General features: G+C 38.8%; 19 protein-coding genes. 8 read left to right on the plus strand and 11 right to left on the minus strand.

The genetic code is table 11. The annotated features are described in order from the left end of the window. The first annotated feature begins 86 nt into the window (after positions 1 to 86). From WA338_RS06255 to WA338_RS06265, 3 genes are read left to right on the plus strand one after another with little or no spacing between them, the layout of a single operon-like run. Complete coding sequence (locus tag WA338_RS06255) at positions 87 to 434, plus strand: hypothetical protein (RefSeq protein WP_009779149.1); 348 nt, start codon at positions 87 to 89, stop codon at positions 432 to 434. 12 nt (positions 435 to 446) lie between these two features. Then, positions 447 to 824 carry a hypothetical protein gene (locus WA338_RS06260; protein ID WP_009779148.1) on the plus strand — a complete coding sequence of 126 codons (378 nt, stop codon included), beginning with the start codon at positions 447 to 449 and terminating at the stop codon, positions 822 to 824. Then, entirely contained in the window at positions 824 to 1,264 is a 441-nt protein-coding gene (locus WA338_RS06265; RefSeq protein WP_009779147.1) for a hypothetical protein, read from the plus strand. Before WA338_RS06260 ends, WA338_RS06265 begins: the two co-directional genes overlap by 1 nt. 54 nt (positions 1,265 to 1,318) lie before the next feature. On the opposite strand, the gene gcvP is transcribed toward WA338_RS06265, so the two are convergent. Next, entirely contained in the window at positions 1,319 to 4,171 is a 2,853-nt protein-coding gene (gcvP, locus tag WA338_RS06270) for an aminomethyl-transferring glycine dehydrogenase (RefSeq protein WP_336092703.1), read from the minus strand. A 123-nt stretch (positions 4,172 to 4,294) separates the two neighbouring features. Between gcvP and WA338_RS06275 the strand changes: the two genes are divergently transcribed. Next, positions 4,295 to 5,107 (plus strand): hypothetical protein, encoded by an 813-nt coding sequence (locus WA338_RS06275; RefSeq protein ID WP_009779145.1) that lies wholly within the window; start codon positions 4,295 to 4,297, stop codon positions 5,105 to 5,107. Here WA338_RS06275 and WA338_RS06280 read toward each other — a convergent pair. Together WA338_RS06280 and WA338_RS06285 are read right to left on the minus strand one after the other, a co-directional pair. After that, positions 5,091 to 5,342 (minus strand): hypothetical protein, encoded by a 252-nt coding sequence (locus tag WA338_RS06280; RefSeq protein ID WP_009779144.1) that lies wholly within the window; start codon positions 5,340 to 5,342, stop codon positions 5,091 to 5,093. The two genes, WA338_RS06275 and WA338_RS06280, sit on opposite strands and share 17 nt — an antisense overlap. Before the next feature lie 3 nt (positions 5,343 to 5,345). Further along, positions 5,346 to 5,897 (minus strand): sigma-70 family RNA polymerase sigma factor, encoded by a 552-nt coding sequence (locus WA338_RS06285; RefSeq protein ID WP_336092705.1) that lies wholly within the window; start codon positions 5,895 to 5,897, stop codon positions 5,346 to 5,348. 218 nt (positions 5,898 to 6,115) lie between these two features. Here WA338_RS06285 and WA338_RS06290 point away from each other — a divergent pair, with 218 nt between their 5' ends. After that, a complete protein-coding gene (locus WA338_RS06290) occupies positions 6,116 to 6,637 on the plus strand; it encodes a methyltransferase (protein WP_336092707.1) in 522 nt (173 codons plus the stop codon). Continuing rightward, complete coding sequence (locus tag WA338_RS06295) at positions 6,634 to 7,482, plus strand: glycosyltransferase family 2 protein (protein ID WP_336092709.1); 849 nt, start codon at positions 6,634 to 6,636, stop codon at positions 7,480 to 7,482. Before WA338_RS06290 ends, WA338_RS06295 begins: the two co-directional genes overlap by 4 nt. On the opposite strand, the gene WA338_RS06300 is transcribed toward WA338_RS06295, so the two are convergent. From WA338_RS06300 to pafA, 6 genes are all read right to left on the minus strand, one after another. Next, positions 7,479 to 10,100, minus strand: coding sequence for a hypothetical protein (locus WA338_RS06300; protein ID WP_336092711.1), 2,622 nt, complete (start codon positions 10,098 to 10,100; stop codon positions 7,479 to 7,481). The two genes, WA338_RS06295 and WA338_RS06300, sit on opposite strands and share 4 nt — an antisense overlap. A 91-nt stretch (positions 10,101 to 10,191) precedes the next feature. After that, complete coding sequence (locus tag WA338_RS06305) at positions 10,192 to 11,076, minus strand: GLPGLI family protein (RefSeq protein ID WP_273016589.1); 885 nt, start codon at positions 11,074 to 11,076, stop codon at positions 10,192 to 10,194. Next, entirely contained in the window at positions 11,063 to 11,587 is a 525-nt protein-coding gene (locus WA338_RS06310; protein WP_273016587.1) for a hypothetical protein, read from the minus strand. Before WA338_RS06310 ends, WA338_RS06305 begins: the two co-directional genes overlap by 14 nt. After that, positions 11,580 to 12,635 (minus strand): BF3164 family lipoprotein, encoded by a 1,056-nt coding sequence (locus WA338_RS06315; RefSeq protein WP_336092714.1) that lies wholly within the window; start codon positions 12,633 to 12,635, stop codon positions 11,580 to 11,582. The genes WA338_RS06310 and WA338_RS06315 overlap by 8 nt, the downstream gene beginning before the upstream one ends. Positions 12,636 to 12,723: 88 nt before the next feature. Then, positions 12,724 to 12,960 carry a hypothetical protein gene (locus tag WA338_RS06320; RefSeq protein WP_273016584.1) on the minus strand — a complete coding sequence of 79 codons (237 nt, stop codon included), beginning with the start codon at positions 12,958 to 12,960 and terminating at the stop codon, positions 12,724 to 12,726. Between the two features lie 258 nt (positions 12,961 to 13,218). Further along, positions 13,219 to 14,859: an alkaline phosphatase PafA gene (gene pafA, locus WA338_RS06325; protein ID WP_336092717.1), complete on the minus strand. Its 1,641-nt coding sequence runs from the start codon at positions 14,857 to 14,859 to the stop codon at positions 13,219 to 13,221. Between the two features lie 112 nt (positions 14,860 to 14,971). Between pafA and WA338_RS06330 the strand changes: the two genes are divergently transcribed. Next, positions 14,972 to 15,709 (plus strand): MlaE family ABC transporter permease, encoded by a 738-nt coding sequence (locus tag WA338_RS06330; protein ID WP_336092719.1) that lies wholly within the window; start codon positions 14,972 to 14,974, stop codon positions 15,707 to 15,709. After that, positions 15,709 to 16,479 carry an ABC transporter ATP-binding protein gene (locus tag WA338_RS06335; RefSeq protein WP_009779133.1) on the plus strand — a complete coding sequence of 257 codons (771 nt, stop codon included), beginning with the start codon at positions 15,709 to 15,711 and terminating at the stop codon, positions 16,477 to 16,479. The genes WA338_RS06330 and WA338_RS06335 overlap by 1 nt, the downstream gene beginning before the upstream one ends. Here WA338_RS06335 and WA338_RS06340 read toward each other — a convergent pair. Together WA338_RS06340 and WA338_RS06345 are read right to left on the minus strand one after the other, a co-directional pair. Beyond that, a complete protein-coding gene (locus tag WA338_RS06340; protein WP_336092723.1) occupies positions 16,473 to 17,903 on the minus strand; it encodes a DUF389 domain-containing protein in 1,431 nt (476 codons plus the stop codon). The genes WA338_RS06335 and WA338_RS06340 overlap by 7 nt on opposite strands. Before the next feature lie 6 nt (positions 17,904 to 17,909). After that, positions 17,910 to 19,001 carry a mannose-1-phosphate guanylyltransferase gene (locus WA338_RS06345; RefSeq protein WP_336092725.1) on the minus strand — a complete coding sequence of 364 codons (1,092 nt, stop codon included), beginning with the start codon at positions 18,999 to 19,001 and terminating at the stop codon, positions 17,910 to 17,912.

The raw sequence follows: 19,001 nt of genomic DNA on the forward strand, positions 1-19,001 counted from the left end.
TGGAATAAATTCAGGCTGAGAAGAATTTTCCAGAAACATTCACAATTATATATTTCAATATTTTCTGAAAGTTTAAAAATAATGATATGAACTATAATTTATTCACATATGCTGTTTACCTCATTTTAATGATTGGCGTCATCTATTATATAGGAAAAGTATGCTACACCAATGGAAGAGCATTTATTTTCAATGTAGTTCAAGACCATAACCTTACAGATCGCACTAACAAACTTCTACTTGCAGGCTATTACCTCATTAACATTGGGTTTGTAATTGTGACTATCAGTGGTTGGCCTAAGATCACGAGTCCGATTGATATCATACACGAACTAAGCAAGTATATAGGCTTCTTACTTTTTCTGCTGGCCACACTTCACTATTTCAACATCTACTTTATTACACATTTATTTAATAAACTATTTAATTCTTAAAATCACTTACTTATGGAAACTTCAAAAATTCTAATCGGTTACCTCATCTATTTACCCATTACAATCACCCTAACGCTTTTTGTATCTAATATCCTGTTCACCAATGGAAGGTTATTTATGATAGATATTTTTAAAGGGAAAGAGGAAATCGCCCTTGCTACTAACCGACTTTTTAAGGTAGGATTCTATCTTTTGAATATTGGGTTTGCTTTGCTCATTATGGAAATCCAAGACTATGGTTTTGATAACACCTATCAAAATCTAGCCGAAGTTCTAAGCTCAAAGATTGGTGGTTTTACAATCTATTTAGGCTTGATACTCTTCTTTAATATCTTTTTATTCTTTAGAGGAAGAAAAAAATCCAGACAACATTTAAATACTGTTGAATAATGAGACTTGAATCCAAAGCCATCAAAGGAGGTATTTTACTAGGCACGTTTGCTCTTATTTCATTTTTGGCTATGATGCACTTTTTATTTGATTCAATAAAAACTGTATTTGATAGCAAAATAATTTACTTCTTTTTAATAGCCTGCATGTTGAATTATTTGGTTAGTATCGGTACGAGTGCTTTTTGCTTAAAATCAATTCGCCGAGGCCGAAATCCTAAACTGATGGGATTGGCCTATACATTCCTGTCATTACTCGTCTTCTCGTTGATTTTCGACATCCCTTATTTCATTTATGATTGCTCTATAAATCCTGAACACTTTTCAGAAAACTTGACAATGCTGTGGGCCTCTCCTCTTTATTGTTTTGTAATGGGCTCTTTACCAGCACTCGTTATCTGTATTCCTTTTGGACTGTATTTAGATGATGATCTGCTGTAAACAAAAAAGCGCCACTCGTTATGAATGGCGCTTTTTAATTTATGTTTTAGAAGACTACGCTTCTTCCATATATTCTTCAATTGGAGCACAGGTACAGATTAGGTTTCGGTCCCCGTAAGCATCATCTACTCGACGTACAGAAGGCCAGAATTTGTTATCTGCAACATACTCCAGCGGATAAGCCGCTTGCTGGCGCGTGTATGGAAAATCCCAAGTTTCAGCAGTCAACATATGCATCGTGTGCGGTGCATTTTTAAGCACGTTATTATCATTATCTGCAGTTGCCTGATCGATCTCTTTTCTAATACTGATCATTGCATCACAAAAACGATCTAACTCCTGCTTGCTTTCACTCTCTGTAGGCTCGATCATCATTGTTCCTGCAACCGGAAAAGATACCGTAGGCGAATGAAAACCGTAATCAATTAAACGCTTAGCGATATCAACCACCTCGATCCCATTGTCTTTAAATGGGCGACAATCGATAATCATCTCGTGAGCCGCACGTCCTTTTTCACCAGAATACAATACTTCAAAAGCACCTTTTAAACGCTCTTTGATATAGTTGGCATTTAGAATGGCAGCTTCCGTAGATTGTTTCAGTCCGTCTGCGCCTAGCATTTTGATGTAGGCATAACTGATCAAACACACTAAAGAAGATCCCCAAGGTGCTGCAGAAATCGCAGAAATCGCTTGTTCGCCTCCGGTCTTGATCACCGGGTTCGTTGGTAAAAACGGAACCAGCTGCTCTGCCACACAAATAGGTCCTACGCCTGGTCCACCACCACCGTGAGGAATTGCAAAGGTTTTATGCAAGTTAAGGTGACAAACATCGGCACCAATTTTCCCTGGATTGGTCAAACCAACCTGCGCATTCATATTGGCACCATCCATATACACCTGACCACCATTCTCGTGAATGATCGAAGTAATTTCTTGAATCGCGCTTTCATAAACTCCGTGTGTTGATGGATAAGTCACCATCAAGGCAGCAAGGTTATCTTTATATTTTTCAGCTTTTTCACGAAGATCGTCAACGTCGATGTTTCCTGCTTCAGTAGCTTTGGTTACTACTACCTGCATCCCGGCCATCACGGCACTTGCAGGGTTTGTCCCGTGTGCAGAAGATGGAATTAAGCAAATATTTCTATGATGATCATTTCTACTTTCGTGGTAGGCTTTAATCACCATCAATCCTGCATATTCTCCTTGCGCTCCGGAATTAGGCTGAAGACTTGTTCCTGCAAAACCGGTAATTTCGGTTAGTTGATCTTCTAATTTTTTAAGAACCGTTTGATATCCTTCGGCTTGTTCTACCGGCACAAACGGGTGAATTCCGCCCCAACGCGCATCACTTAGCGGAAGCATTTCGGCAGCAGCATTCAGCTTCATCGTACACGATCCTAACGAGATCATACTGTGATTTAACGAAAGATCTTTACGCTCTAAACGCTTGATGTAACGCATCAACTCCGTTTCAGAATGATAGCTGTTAAACACCTCGTTGGTCATAAATTCTGTTTTACGACCTAAAGCTTCCGGGATCGTAATCTCGTCAACCAAAGCTTCTAAATGCGTGAATTCTTTACCTAAAGCTTCAGCAAAAACGGAAATAACTTTATTAAGATCAGAAAGGCTTGTCGCTTCGTTTACCGCAATTGAAACGGTTTCAGCATCCGGATAGTAAAAGTTGATTTCATTTGCTTCTGCATACTTGCGCACTGTTGCCGCATCTGTTTTTACACGAATAGTATCAAAATAAGCAGAATTCAACTGATACAATCCTAAATTTTCTAATGCATCGGCAAGGGTAGCTGCAGTACGCTGAATTTTGGTCGCGATATATTCAAGACCTTTTGGTCCGTGATACACGCCATACATCCCTGCCATCACAGCAAGAAGTACTTGCGCGGTACAAATGTTTGAAGTCGCTTTATCGCGTTTGATATGTTGCTCACGGGTTTGAAGCGCCATACGTAACGCACGGTCTCCATTGCGATCTTTGGTCACCCCAATGATACGCCCCGGAATATTTCTTTTAAATTCTTCACGTGTCGCAAAATAAGCAGCGTGTGGCCCACCGTATCCTAACGGAATTCCGAAACGCTGGGTAGTACCAACCACAACATCTGCGCCTAAATGCCCCGGTGATTCTAAAAGCACCAAGCTCATTATGTCTGCTGCAACAGCAACTTTAATGTCTGCTTCTTTAGCTTTAGCGATAAATCCGGCATAGTCGTGAACTTCCCCTGATGCTGAAGGGTATTGTAACAAGGCTCCAAAAAATTCTGAACTAAAGTCAAATTCTTGCGGATTTCCTATTACCAACTCTACACCTACCGGAAGCGCTCGTGTTTCTAATACAGATAAGGTTTGTGGCAATACTTCTTTATCAACAAAGAATTTAACCACATCGTTCTTTTTCTGAGCACGACTACGAACTGCTGCGAGTAGCGTCATCGCCTCAGCGGCTGCTGTAGACTCATCAAGTAATGAGGCATTGGCAAGTTCCATCCCGGTTAGATCACTTATCATCGTCTGGAAGTTCAATAAAGCTTCAAGACGACCTTGAGCAATCTCCGCTTGATACGGCGTGTAGGCTGTGTACCAACCCGGATTCTCTAAAATATTACGCTGAATAACCGCAGGGATTTTAGACTCGTGGTATCCTAAACCAATGTAGGTTTTAAACAGTTTGTTTTTATTGGCCAAAGCATTGATGTGCGTGGCATACTCATACTCACTAAGCGCCGGCTCCAAATCAAGGGCTTTTTTCAATTTAATTCCATCAGGTAAGGTCTCATAGATCAATTGATCTATAGTTTCTGCCCCGATCGCTTTTAACATCTCCTCTTTCTCCTCAGGTCTTGGACCAATGTGTCTTAGTGAAAAAACATCTGTTCTCATATGCAATTTATGTGTGTTTAGAATGGCGCAAAAGTACAATTTCAGATATATATTTTCATCGATATACCTCCTACTTTTTTAACCACTTAAAGCACTTATTAACACATACCCTATCTTTACCTGATGAAACACCTTAAGGGGCTTTTTGATTTTTACATCAACAGCAGTATTCACGTGGCTTTTGCTGTGCTTTCTCTTGTTTTTGTAACCGAAAAAGAACTTGAGCTGAGTCTCGATTTTAACTTCAACGCCTTTATCTTTTTAGGTACAATTACCGGCTACAACTTTGTTAAATATGCTTCGGTAGCAGGATTACATCATCGCAACCTCACCAAAAGGCTTAAGGTGATTCAACTATTTTCATTCGTTTGCATTTTAGCCTTAGCCTATTTTGCGTTTCAATTTGATTTGGAATTTTGGCTTTCCTGCGCTCCGCTGGCTCTCTTGACAGCTCTTTATGCAGTCCCTTTTTTACCGAATAACACCAACTTAAGAACCTTACCCACACTGAAAATTTTCATCATTGCCGTAGTATGGGCCGGTGTTTCTGTGTATTTACCGGTAGTGTATGAGGCATCTGCGTTTACAACCGAATTCTACCTGATGCTTGCACAACGCTTTATGCTGGTTCTGGCTTTGATCATCCCTTTTGAGATACGCGATCTTACCTATGACTCAGCCGCGCTGGGAACTTTACCGCAAGTATTAGGCATAAAAAAAACCAAGCTATTTGGTTTATCAATGGTATTAGGGTGTGTTATTCTGGAAGTTTTAAAAACTGAAACCTTCTCTGCTTACAGCATTGTACAGTACTGTATTTTATTGATCACAGCCTTTGCAATTCTAAAATCGAGCACGAAGCAATCTTCTTACTATGCTTCGTTCTTTGTGGAAGGAATCCCGATCTTATGGGCAATTTTTATTCTGGCTTTTTAGCAAGTTCACGTGCTAACTCTTCACGTATGCGCTTCTTGCATTCTTCTGGCATTTGCTTACACTTAGAATCTTTCAAAAGTTTGGTAAGCTTTGCGTTGCGCTCTGAGTACTTGGCGCATTGCTTGCACATCATCACGTGCATACGCACGCTAAGCTTTTCAAAAAAAGAAGCATCCTCATATTGACCTTTGTCACATAAGTGTCCTGCTTTTTTACAATCTACAAATAGTTTCATCTTTTATAACCAATTTTCTTCAAGACAGCTTGCTAGCGCCGTACGGGCTCTGTGAATGATTACCCACAAATTAGACGGCGTAATATCAAATTCTTTACAAATAGTTTCAGTATCCTGGCCTTCTATCGTTTTTTTTCTAAAGATAGCTGCCTGTTTTTCTGGCAATTTGCCCAGACACGCATAGATCGCAACACCCAATTCGGTATTTTCAAGATCATCTTCGGCGGTACGATCAAAAGGATCTGCAACACGTTCTTCTAACCAGTCGCCTGCTTCTTCATCGTTTGAATAGTTCATACGAACCTCTGCCTTGCCCTTGTTAGAATTTATTTTGCGATAATAGTCAATTATTTTACGTTTTAAAATAGAAATCAGCCACGTACGCTCGCTGGCTTCTCCTTTAAAATTTTTCATTGACTTCAATCCCGCCAAAAAGGTTTCAGAAATTATATCTTCGGCCACCTCCTTATCGTTCACCTTTACAATCGTGTAATTGTAGAGGTAATCAGAGTATTTATCCACCCATTTTTGGGGGTCGAGTTGGTGGTCTGCCATAATTGGTAAGTCAGTTATAGAACAAGCCGCAAATTTACGTAATTCTCAACAGTAGGCTAAAAGTAAAATTATTTTCGTCAATAGTAACATAAGAAAGCCTTATATCCATCTAAGAAAACTACCTCAGGGAAAGCCTCAGAGTATTACACCCTTTGGCGGCGCCAATAAATCAACCTAATCTGTTACATTTGCTGCTTTAGCAATTCAATTTTTTTACGGTGTACGAAAAAACTTTTCCCAACAAACGCTATGCGATCACAACGCGCTTCTTAAAAGAAGTGCTGCCCAAAGAAGCTAAAATCCTTGATTTGGGAGTTGAAAATCCTTTTTCTGAAATTATGAAAGCTGAAGGATATTCGGTTACAAACACGGGCGGAGAAGATCTCGATCTTGATACGTCTGCCGTTAAAAACACCAACGCTGAGGTGGTGACTGCTTTTGAGATCTTTGAGCATTTACTAGCACCATATCAGGTTTTAAAAGACATTAAGGCTACTAAGCTTGTGGCAAGTATTCCACTCAGGCTCTGGTTTGCTCCCGCATATCGTAGTAAAACCGATATGTGGGATAGGCATTATCACGAGTTTGAAGATTGGCAGTTTGACTGGCTTTTAGAAAAATCAGGTTGGGAAATCAAAAAGCGGGAAAAATTCACGCATCCGGTAAAAAAAATAGGTTTTAGACCTCTTCTTCGACTTTTTACACCGCGCTATTACCTTGTTTACGCAGAGCGAAAATGAAACTAGTAATCATCATACCGGCGTATAACGAGGCTGCACTAATCGGTAAAACCTTAGACTCGCTTCTGGCGCAACGTTTTTCGGCAGAAAAAATAATTGTTGTTGATGACGGAAGCACCGATGAAACTCCTGAGGTGGTTATGAAGTATGTCGAAAGGAATCCTTCCATTCAACTGATACAGAAATCTTCTGAAGCTGCACATTTACCCGGGAGCAAAGTCGTGCAAGCATTTAATTACGGTTTGGAGCGTTTAGATACTGATTATGACATACTGTGCAAGTTTGATGCAGATTTGATTTTTCCTGAAAACTATTTAGGAACCGTCGTAAAGGCTTTCGAACAAAATCAAAATCTGGGGATGTACGGTGGTTTTTGCTATGTGGAGCGCAACGGCTCTTGGGAGCTCGAAAACCTTACTAATAAAGATCACATCCGCGGCGCGCTCAAAAGTTATCGAAAAGCTTGTTTTGAAGCCATTGGCGGACTCAAAACAGCGATGGGCTGGGATACTTTAGACGAATTGCTGGCACAATATCACGGCTGGGCAGTTGCTACCAATGAAGCGCTGCACGTAAAACACCTAAAACCTACCGGACACACCTATTCTGCAAAAGCAAAATATAAGCAAGGCGAGGCCTTCTACGGGATGCGTTATGGACTTGCTTTAACCGCAATCGCTTCAGGTAAACTGGCCTTTAGAAAGAAAAGCTTTAAGCTCTTTAAAGACTACCTCAACGGCTATTTGAAGGCACAAAAAAAACACCTTCCGTATTTGGTTACCCAAGATGAAGGTGCTTTTATAAGAAAGCTCCGCTGGAGTAAAATCAAGCAGAAATTATTCTAAAAAAACCACTCTACCCTGAGTAGTGCCATAGCCCCACGAAGCGTGTATGAACTAGACAGTAGCTGATTCTCGTTTACAGCGTACAACTGATAATCTTTAGTATTAAATATATTATTTAGCGCTAAGCTGATATCGACATCCTTTTTTGCTAAGGCATATTTCAAATTTAGATCACAAAACAAGTATTGCAGCGCCTCCTGCTCGCCCTGATCCATATAACTGTGCTTTAAATCAATTCCTAGCTGAAAACCTTGAAAAGGTTGAATATTCAAACCCCCTTCCTGATCTACTCTAAAAGTTTGATAATTTAAGTTGTCACTAGATCCCTCGTTTACTTTAGTTGTACTAAAAATTAAGCGTGGTCTGTAAGTGAAAGTCAATTTCTTAAAGAACTTTTTATTGAACTGTGTTGAAAAGACAAATGAGTTATTTGTAAAAGGGACTAATTCATCATTAATTAGTCTATTAAAGATTGAATAATTATACCCAGATTTGAAAGAAAGCACGTTTCTTAGCGCAAACACATATTTACTGAAACTCAAATTTGCACTATACGTCTTCGTCTCGTTACTTAGGGGTAAACTGACAATGGTCTGTATATCATCTTCAATGGTATAACTCAATATTGAATTTGTTTGACTTTTCTCGTAAGACAATCCTGCATTTAAAAACAACAGTGCAACAGACTTTTCAAATTTATAATTGAGGCCATACGACTGTCTCCGGGTTTCCTGCAAATCTGCCTCATTTGATTCTAAAAACCGGTAATTGCGTAAAACAGCGCCTCTAAAAACTTGCGTGATGTTTCCAAAGGTTTTTCCATATGCATAACGCGCCGTCAGTTCTTCTTCAGCAGCTATTTTATACTTTATGCTGAGTTCAGGATTGATAAAAAAGTCTGTCTTTTTTTTATCCAGTTCGTAAGCTTTATCCTGATAAGAAAGTGTCTGAAATATTACAGGTACATTTAATGAGGCTTCAAAATTTGTAGTAGCAAACTGATAGGATGGTTTGAAATAAGCTTGCTGCCTCAACCATTGCAGATTGTTCCCGCAATCCATTTGAAACTCTTCAACCTGATCATTATTCCTAAAAGTCAAACCACTTTCTAAACGCTGACTTTCTATCAAATAGCCTAATTGATATTGTTGCTTAACAACTTTACTTCCTTTTATGTAGGACACATAAGCATTTGAATTAAATGTGGGTAATCTAAAAGATTGATTAACCTCATCATTCATCCCCATAAATCCGGGAATTTCAGAATTATAACCATTTCCTATACTCAGTTTTTTATCATTCGTACTGTATTGGGATAACCAGCGAACCTCAAACACCCCTTCATTTTTTAACTGAGGTATCCAGTTAAAATCATTAGAAAGCGTCCAAAATTTTTGTTGGAGTTCCTGAGCAAAGTTTTGGCGGTTAGAGACTATGCCTGCATCACTGTTTTTTTGATCAATATTAAAACTCAACTTGTTTTGAAAGAAACTGGTTTCTTGATTTTTCAGTATGTTCAATGTGCTATTAAACAAAAAAGGCCTTTGGGTAATGCGTTGATCTTCAGAATAGGATAGCGTGTCTGTTGCAGTAAAATTTGCAACCCTACTGTTATAGCTCAAAACATTTGTATCAGTAAACGCCTGTACATTTAATTTAAGTTGTAAGCCGCTATCTGTGGTGTAGAGGTTATTTAGATTAACAACTTTAGATTTATTGAAATAATAGGTCGATAAAGGTAGGTCTGGTGCGCCTACCGTACCCAGTGATAAAGAAAAAGAAGCAGGGTCCTGACTGATATCAGAACGTAAGTCTGCATCACCTAATTGTTTAAAATCTGCCCGGTAATCTACTGCCGCATTATTAACCGCAAGCGTATTGAGCATTTTGATACGTTTATTAAGTAGTATAGGTGTTATTGAAAGATCATAGAGCCCCGGCAACCCACCGGCAATATCTGCTTTTGCAGAAAGAGCCATACTGTTCTCATCCTTTAAAACCAGATTCATGGCTACCTTTTCTGTGAGCACCTTATCCTGAAGTACCTTGATGGGCTGATGGTTTTTAATGACATCTACCCCTTGAATATCTTCTTTGCGTATGGCCTTAGTCGCGAGACCATACCTGCCATCCATAAGGTCATCACCCTGAATGTAAAGATTTGAAACTTTCTCTCCATTAAAATAAATCGCACCGTCATCACCTACTTGCACTCCCGGCATACGCTTTAATACATCCCCTATACTACGATCTTCCGCCTTCTGAAAACTAGAAACCCTGTATTTTAAAGTATCACCACTGCGTTTGACTACTGGTCTATTCTTTATAACGATTTCATCTAAAGCAGTAGCATCAGGCTCCAGAACAAAGCGATACACATCCTTAGCATCAATCAGTTCTATTTGTTGGGTCTTAAAACCCAAATAATTTACTTCTAAAAAGATTTGCGATTCGCCATTTAATACGGGAAGTACCAGCTCAAAATAACCCTGATCATCTGAAATGGTATAGGCGAGAATATCACCAGAATCATTTGACACTACTGTAACACTTGCTCTATCAAGCCTCTCAGAATTTTCACCGGTGACTGTCCCGGTTATTGTTCTATTTTGCGCCATTGCTATAAATCCCAGAAAAAAAATCCCCAGAAAAGAAAAATGGAGAACAGTTCTCTTAATGAATTGTATGATATAGGCCTGTCGTAAAATTTTAGTCTAATTCTAAAGGATTGTATTCTTCTATTTTATCAAGTGAACGGTTGCTGGGATCTTCCATATTCATTATTGCGACCTGGGTGTCTGGAAAAACTGCATTTAAAACACCAATAGGATCTTTCATAAATGAAAGTTCTAACCTGCGTAATTCTTTAGCGTTAACAGGTATTGCTAACTGTGGGTATAACTGAAAAGTCTCTGTAGTTTCTTCAGGATCTGTATTGCGTGTTATTTCTTTAAATATAAATTGCACTTCTTCTTTTAAATCCCGTGCCTCCAGAATCAAACCCGGTAATCCTCCCAATTTCCAGGGTCCATTTTGAAAAGGTAAATCTGTGGTAAACCAGGCTTCATAGGTACGACCAGCATAATCTCCTACTGCTTTTTGACAGCTATAATCGCCCAGTTCTTTTTTGTCTTTTGTAATCTTCCAATTTATTTTTGGGATTTTACTATTTAATAAATAGGTCTTATTCCCTAAAAAAGTGTATTGTGTTAATGCTTGTTCTTTTAGGTCTTTTAAGGTTTCTTCGCGTAGAAACACACCACCATTATTCACCAGTAAACCCAAACCTCCTACAACGGTGGTTGCGGAAGATGAAGACGCAGTGCTTTGCAACTGTTCCTGCTGAGCTGCTGCTGCGGGCTTATTATTGTTATAAACGTAAAGGGTCGTGTACCGGCTCGTATTTTTAGCGAGGGACAGCACCATATCTGCTACATAAGGAGATTCAGGATTAGCAAGATTTCGAATGTGCTTAAACTCATAGACAACATTAAGTACCGTAGTCTCCTGCCCGTTAACCTGCGCTAAAATACTGAGAAATATTCCAATAAAGATTACAAACCTCACCATTGGGTTACTCTTATTCTGATTCATGAATTATCAGCTTTAAATATTTTTTTTTAACATCTGAATCCTCTGTAGGATCGCCTTTAGCGAGAATTTTACCATAGGTATCTGTCAACGCAGTAAACTTTCCGTGCTCACTGATTAAGGAATCATTTTGATGCATGAAGGTATTATTAGTATCTAAGTATAGCGGTATTGAAACATTTCCTAATTTATCACTCTCAACCAGATATTTTAAAAGTTCAAAATTGTCTTTTGAATAGCAAATAGGTAAAACTGTAAGGCCGTTAGCTTCTTTTTCATGAGCAAATGCGTCCCACTTTTCAATATTAATTAAGCAAGTGGCACAACTCACATCAATTAAGGTATAAATTTTAAAATCTCCTGCTATAGACTCCATTTCAACTTCTTCCTCTTTAAGAGTTTCGGTGTTGTAAGAAACTATTTTTTCTGGCACCTTAACATTCTCTATTTCTGCTTGATTAGTACAAGAAAAGAAAACTAAGATAATAGTTGAAAGAATTAAAACTTTACTCATCGCCAAGAACTCCCTTTTTAATCACTTTATCTTTAGGATCATACGTATAAATTATACGATCATCACTGGTCACAGCAAAATCACGCGTATATTCTGGTAATTCTAGACGCTCAATGGGATTGCCTTCCCAATCGTATTTGTAAATATATTTCCCGTATGAGCGATACTTGCCTTGATGATTATTGCCAGAATAAAGTAGATAAATAAATTGATCTGTTGTCGCCCCAGTCACAAAAGCATAACGCGTCTGCGGTCCACGCGCACTCACATCCTCTCCCAGATGATCTTCCATTACAATCACATCAGGTTCATAATTTTCAGGTCCCAAAATAATTTTAGAAGATTTATTATCCAAACTGAGAATTTGAATACGGTCTGAATATCGGGCGGACATAACACATTTATCCCTCGAAGGCTTTATATGAAGGATACTTTCATAAGCCGTTTTTGTAGTTTTAGAAACCTCCTCAGAGCCTGTAGTGTATGGAGCAAATTGATTAGTAACCTCTCCTAATGGTAAATTATACAACGACAACCAGTATGCTGAATCATAATCTCCGGTTGCAATCATATTGTATTTATCAACCAGCTGCGCAGCATAATAATTTTTATTTACATCATAGATCGTATCTACACGTGTTGATTGATTTAAAAGTGATTTAAAATCAAAGGTTACAACTTTAGACTTCACAATATCATAGACCCATAAGTTATCTTCAATAACACCGTAAGAAAAGAATCCCATAACCTCTCCCTTCTTTCTACCAGATTTTATCATGTGACCCATCTCGGCAGAATCTAAAGCATTAATGAATAGTATTTGATTTGTCATATTTGCAGTAAGCAGTAAAAGAACACTATCCCGTACTAAGCTCATCCTGTCAACACTGTAATTTTTTAAAGATTTAAAGTCTTTGCTTTTCACTTTGCGTTCTAGAGGAAATTTTGTAAAAATTTTTGCCCCATCATTAATTTCTTGAGCCTGTGAATTACAAGAATTAATCACCAAAAAGATTAAAAGCAATTTTAAAAATGTCAAAAATTTCATATAAATAGATTTTCATTAAAAACACAAACAGTATTTTTATTTAGATAAAAATACTGTTTTAACTACCTTCTCTGTTCAATTCAATATATCAATCCTCACTTATAATAGGTGGTGAATCATAATAACAAGAAGTGGCTCCTCTTGTACAATTTAAAACCCTTACATTTCTTCCCACTTCACCTACCATACAAGAATCACCTATCTCACCTGTAAAAGTACAACGCGAAGCTACGCGTTCATCAAGGATTGAAAAAGCACTTACCATTGAGAAACTAGAAAGAAAAATTAGTCCTAAAACAACATTTTTCACATTAAAATTTTTCATAATAATTACTTAAAGATATAAGGTGCTATTGTTATTATTACCATTATTTATTATAAAATTATGTTAATAATTTATATGCTGAAACGGTCGTAATTTGCGTAGGGGATCTGGCAAAATATAATGGAGCACATAAAACAAGAAAAAATGAAAAATGTTTTTGTCTTCTATTAATGCTACTGTTCTAAAAATCCTTTTTTTGTTTTACCTCTTGCAAGAGCATTCGGTGAAGTTTCTTAGTCTTGCAGGATCACTCAAGAACTATTTTAAAACCTCAGCGATCACTTTGCCGGTGGTTCCATTAGGGAATTCAATTCCTAACAAAGCCGAAATGGTAGGCGCGATATCCGGAATTTCGGTGAGCTCGTAGGTTTTACCTTTTTTGATTCCGGCACCATAAAACAAGAGCGGCGCGTGCGTATCATAGGAAAATGCTGAGCCGTGCGTAGACCCGGTACGCGAATAACTAATTACCCCGGGATCAAGTACCAAAAAAACGTCTCCGCTACGCTTTTGGTTAAAGCCTTTTTGAATCAAAGCTGCTACCCCGCTGGTATAGTTTGCCTGATTGAGTTCAGCACGCGTATACACCTTGTCCATAAGATCATATTGCAAAGCAAAATGCGCGATTTTCTTCTGAAGGTCTTCGGCATTAATATCGGCAGCAGTAAGATTTTCGTAGTTGAAAAACACCTGATAATTTGAAATATCTTCAATCAAGCCTTCTTTTCCATATTCAGAAACGACAAACTCATTTAACGCAGTTTCAAATGCCCGATTGTCAAAATATCCTGAAGGTATTTTTTGATCGCTCAAATAAGCCGGTACGTTTACAGCACCATGATCTGCGGTTAGAAAAACCGTGTACTTGCCTTTACCAACCTTTTGATCTAAAGTCTTAAGCAACCACGCCAAATCCTGATCCAGACGAATGTAGGTATCCTCAACTTCTTTTGAGTTTACGCCAAAGTTATGCCCCACATAATCTGTAGCACTGTAGCTGATAACCAAGAAATCAGTATCTGCATCCTGTCCCAAGTTTTCTGCATCAATGGCTTCAATCGCAAAGTCTGTCGTCAGATTATTCCCGTAGGGAGTAGATTTTAAAAGTGAATAACCTCCGTTTTTTTCAGCAAGCGCACTTAAATCATATGGAAAAACTGCTTGTTCCTTTCCTCTAAATCCGCCTTCGTAAGGGCTAAGATCTGCACCACTCTCCAGGTAAGATTCAATAGGTTTTAAGGTATTCCATTCTTTAAGGTAGTTTTTCGCTTTCGCGGAAGCGTTAAAATCCTGTACCCACTTTGGCAATTCATTCATATAAAACGTACTGGTAATCCACTTGCCTTCGTCACCGCCTTCAAACCAATAGGCTGCATTGGCTGTATGACCGGCAGGCAAGATCGCACCGCGGTCTTTCAATGAAATACCAATGGTTTTACCCCGCATTTGCGTATGCAGACGGTTTTGATCGGTGACCGTAGTGGTCAACATACGATGTGGCGACATTTGCCCGGCAGATCCTGCAACACCTACTGAAGCGACTGTGGTGTCCCCCGCGCAATACACCTGATGCTTTTCAAATTTATTGTACCAGTTATTTGAAATAATACCGTGATTCGACGGTGTGGTTCCCGTATAAATAGAAGCGTGCCCCGGACCCGTATAGGTAGGCACATAATTAAAATGATTGTTGCGACATTCAAAACCTTCTGCCATTAAACGCTTAAAACCATCAGAACCATACTGTGTATCAAACCGGGTTAAGTAGTCAAAACGCATTTGATCTACAACAATACCCACGACAAGCTTTGGATTTTCTGAGCTGTTCTGAGCCAAAATGGGCTGAAAAAGTACCGTAACTAGGGTAATACCAAGGAATTTAAAGGCTGTGAATTTCATATAATTTCGTTTTATGCTACAAAACTAAAGCTTTCAAGCATTAATAAGATTAAGTTAATCTTAAATAGCCTTACCGTGTATTTTTCCTATTTTTAACCCTGAAATAATAGTTATGGGATACCTAAAAGAGATCGGTCTTTATTTTATGATGATAAAGGGGGTTTTTATAAAGCCTACAAAAACATCTGTCCTTAGAAATCTGGTGTTGAAAGAAATTGATGATTTGATCATTGGTTCAATAGGCATTGTTTGTTTTATATCCTTTTTTGTAGGCGGCGTGGTCGCCATACAGACCGCTCTTAATATGGACAATCCTATTCTACCTAAATCCTTAATCGGTTTTGCATCGCGGCAGTCAATCATACTTGAATTTGCTCCAACCTTTATATCGATTATTATGGCCGGTAAGGTGGGCTCTTTTATTACCTCCAGCATAGGTACGATGCGTGTTACCGAGCAGATTGATGCTTTAGAAGTTATGGGGATCAACTCCCTCAATTATCTGGTTTTTCCTAAAATAATCGCGATGTTGTTCTATCCGTTTGTGATCGCAATTGCTATGTTTTTAGGAATTCTCGGCGGATACACCGCGGCAGTTTTAGGTGGTTTTGCTACCGGAGATCAATTTATTCAAGGTTTACAAGAAGATTTTGTTCCCTTTCAGCTGGTTTATGCGTTTATAAAAACTTTTGTTTTTGCAATTCTATTGGCCACTATCCCATCATATTTTGGATATTATATGAAAGGTGGTGCGCTTGAAGTAGGTAAAGCAAGTACCACATCCTTTGTATGGACGAGTGTATTCATCATTCTTTCAAATTATCTAATCACCCAATTACTCCTAAGCTAATGATCGAAGTTAAAGAATTAAAGAAAGGATTTGGCGGAGATGAATTAGTCTTAAAAGGAATCTCTACCACATTTGAAAAAGGAAAAACCAACTTGATTATTGGTCAGAGTGGTTCTGGTAAAACCGTATTTTTAAAATGTCTTTTAGGGCTCTTCAGACCTACGGAAGGTAAAATTTTATATGATGGTCAAGCGTACTCTGAATTATCTTCAGAAAAGCAACGCACGTTACGCGAGCAAATGGGAATGGTTTTTCAAGGCAGCGCTTTGTTTGACTCGATGACGGTTGAAGAAAACATTATGTTTCCGCTAAAGATGTTTACCAAACAACGTAAAGCAGAACGCCGAGAACGTGCCAATGAAGTAATCAAACGGGTAAACTTAATCAATGCTAATAATAAGCTTCCGTCAGAAATTTCAGGAGGAATGCAAAAGCGTGTTGCGATTGCGCGCGCCATTGTAAACAACCCAAAGTATTTGTTTTGTGATGAACCAAACTCTGGTTTAGATCCACGTACCGCAACACTCATTGACAACCTCATTCAAGAGATCACACACGAGTATGAGATCACGACCATCATCAATACGCACGACATGAACTCGGTGATGGAAATTGGTGAAAAGATCGTTTTTCTACAAAAAGGACATCTTGCCTGGGAAGGTTCTAAAGAAACCATATTTAAGGCTGATAATGATGATGTGACCAACTTTGTATATTCTTCAGACTTGTTTAAAAAAGTACGCGAAGCGGTTATTAAAGAAAATCAATAGCGCGCTATAGAAAGCGTATCTAGATCGTACTTAACTTTTAACCATGCACGCAGTTTCAACTCTTCTCTACGCTTAGCATTTTCTGAAAGTGACGGCTTCCATTCTATGAGAAATGTGGGAATAGTATCTGCTTCTTCAAAATTGGTATTTATCGTATTCGAAAAACCAAAACGTGCAATGTTCTCATAATTAATGTGCACCTCTTCGCTCAAGCTTTGAAAAGGCAAAGCCGAAGCTTTAAGTCTGTTGATCTCATCTTCCAGCAACTGAATTTGCGAATTCTTATCTGCCAATGCCTGCTGATTATTGACATAGAGATCTTCAAGAATACCCGACTTTACAGCGCTTGAAAGCTGCTCTGCCATTTGCGATGATTGATCAGAACCCTGATGTATTTTAAGACTTACATCTGCCAAAGAAACCTCCTCTGTCAACTGATTGTACCACTCCTGAATTTTAGCTTTTGGGACCAATGCCCCAATGAGATACACATCGATACGCTTGGCTTTATAATCTTGTGAAAACTTCACAACTTCAGCACCCTCATAGCGGATTACCCGAGTCACATAATCTTTAGTTGCTGAAGTAAACACCTGCTCTTTGTAAAGTATGTAAAACAAATAGAGACTGGGAATCATCACAACCAATGCGATCAACGAAGCCATTTGAGTAACAAATCTTCTGCGCTTAGAATTGGCATATTTCACCATCGGGAAGCGTAAAAATTTAGCTACCAAAAATGTCGAAAGTGCAATAAACACCGCATTGATCGAAAAGAGATAAAAGGCTCCCGCATAGTACTGCCATTCTCCCATTGCCAGTCCGTAGCCTACGGTACACAAAGGAGGCATCAAGGCCGTGGCGATAGCCACACCAAAAATCACACTCGCAATGGTCCCTTTTTTGGTTTTAGCTACAATGAGTGCCAAACCACCAAAAATAGCAACTAAAACATCTAAAATGGTTGGATAGGTTCGTGCTTCAAGTTCCGGAGTCAACTCAGAAATAGGAGAAACAGCAAAATAAAGTGTTGCTGTGAGTACGCTGAGCACGATCATCACCGCCAAGTTGATCAAAGAGCGTTTGAGCGTTTCGATATCATTAATCGCAAGAGAAAGTCCCATGCCCACGATAGGTCCCATAAGCGGAGAAATAAGCATCGCCCCGATTACTACCGCAGTACTGCTTACGTTCAAACCTATAGACGCTACAAATATGGAAAAGATCAAAATCCAGGCATTATGCCCTTTAAATGAAATATCCTTTTTAACAGCTTCTATTGTCGAATCCCGATCGGTATCGCTTCGTATATCAAGTAATTCAGACAAAAAAGTACGCACACTATACCAAAGCGTTTTTGCATCTCTCTTGACTGCTTCATTCGAAACTTTCTCGTCCTGCACTATCTTATTTTGCTCTTCCATTCACGCTTAAACGAGATCTGACCCAAACTTCTTTTCAACTTCAGCACGTATAATTTTCACATCTTGCTCTTTAGCCTTTGGCATAATCACCAAAACGGCATCACTATCTACTACGATATAATCTTTTAAACCTTCCACAACAACAACTTTTCCTTTTTCAGAACGAATGAGATTACCTTCTGAATCGCGTATTACCGTTTTAGCATTTACAACCACATTGTCCTCGCTGTCTTTCTCTAAGTTGTCGTATAAAGCACCCCAAGCGCCAAGATCACTCCAATCAAATGTTGCAGGAATTACCCCAACGTGACCGCTTTTTTCAAGAATACCATAATCGATACTGATGTTCTCGGCTTTAGCGTAATTGTCAACAATAAATTGCTGTTCTGCAGCTGTATTTAGCGCCTCAAAACCAGAATTAAATAAGGCATACATCTCCGGAAGGTATTTTTCAAAGGCTTCGATAATAGCTCTGGCACTCCAAATAAAGATACCGGCATTCCAAGAATAATTCCCTTCTGCTAAAAATTGCTTCGCAGTTTCATAATCGGGCTTCTCTTTAAAAGCCTTAACTCCTTTTACAGCGTCGTCTCCGGCTGTATATTGAATATACCCATAACCCGTATGCGGGAAGGTTGGCTCAATACCCAAAGTAACCAACAATTTTTCTTCAGAATCATCAGCAGCACAAGCTTCAAACGCGGTGTTTAAATCTGCTAAAAAAGCCTGCTCATCTTCGATCCAATGATCACTGGGAGCAACGATCATTACCCCATCGGGATTCGCCTTGTAAATTTTTAAAGCCGCCAATAAAATACACGGAGCTGTATTACGCATTGCGGGCTCTAAGACAATATTTTCATCTTTAACCTTAGGCAACTGCTCGTTCACCAGTCCTTTATAGTTCTCATTCGTCAACACCAGAACATTGTCTGAAGGCACGGTTTGAGACAAACGTCCAAAAGTACGTTGTATTAAAGTCTCTCCTGCTCCTAAAATATCGTGAAACTGCTTGGGATAACTTGCTTTACTCAGTGGCCAAAATCGGGAACCAACTCCCCCGGCCATTATAATTGCATAATAGTTTTTGTTTGTCAT

This window comes from Leeuwenhoekiella sp. CH_XMU1409-2 (genome assembly GCF_037029365.1).
GTDB classification, from domain to species: Bacteria; Bacteroidota; Bacteroidia; order Flavobacteriales; family Flavobacteriaceae; genus Leeuwenhoekiella; species Leeuwenhoekiella blandensis.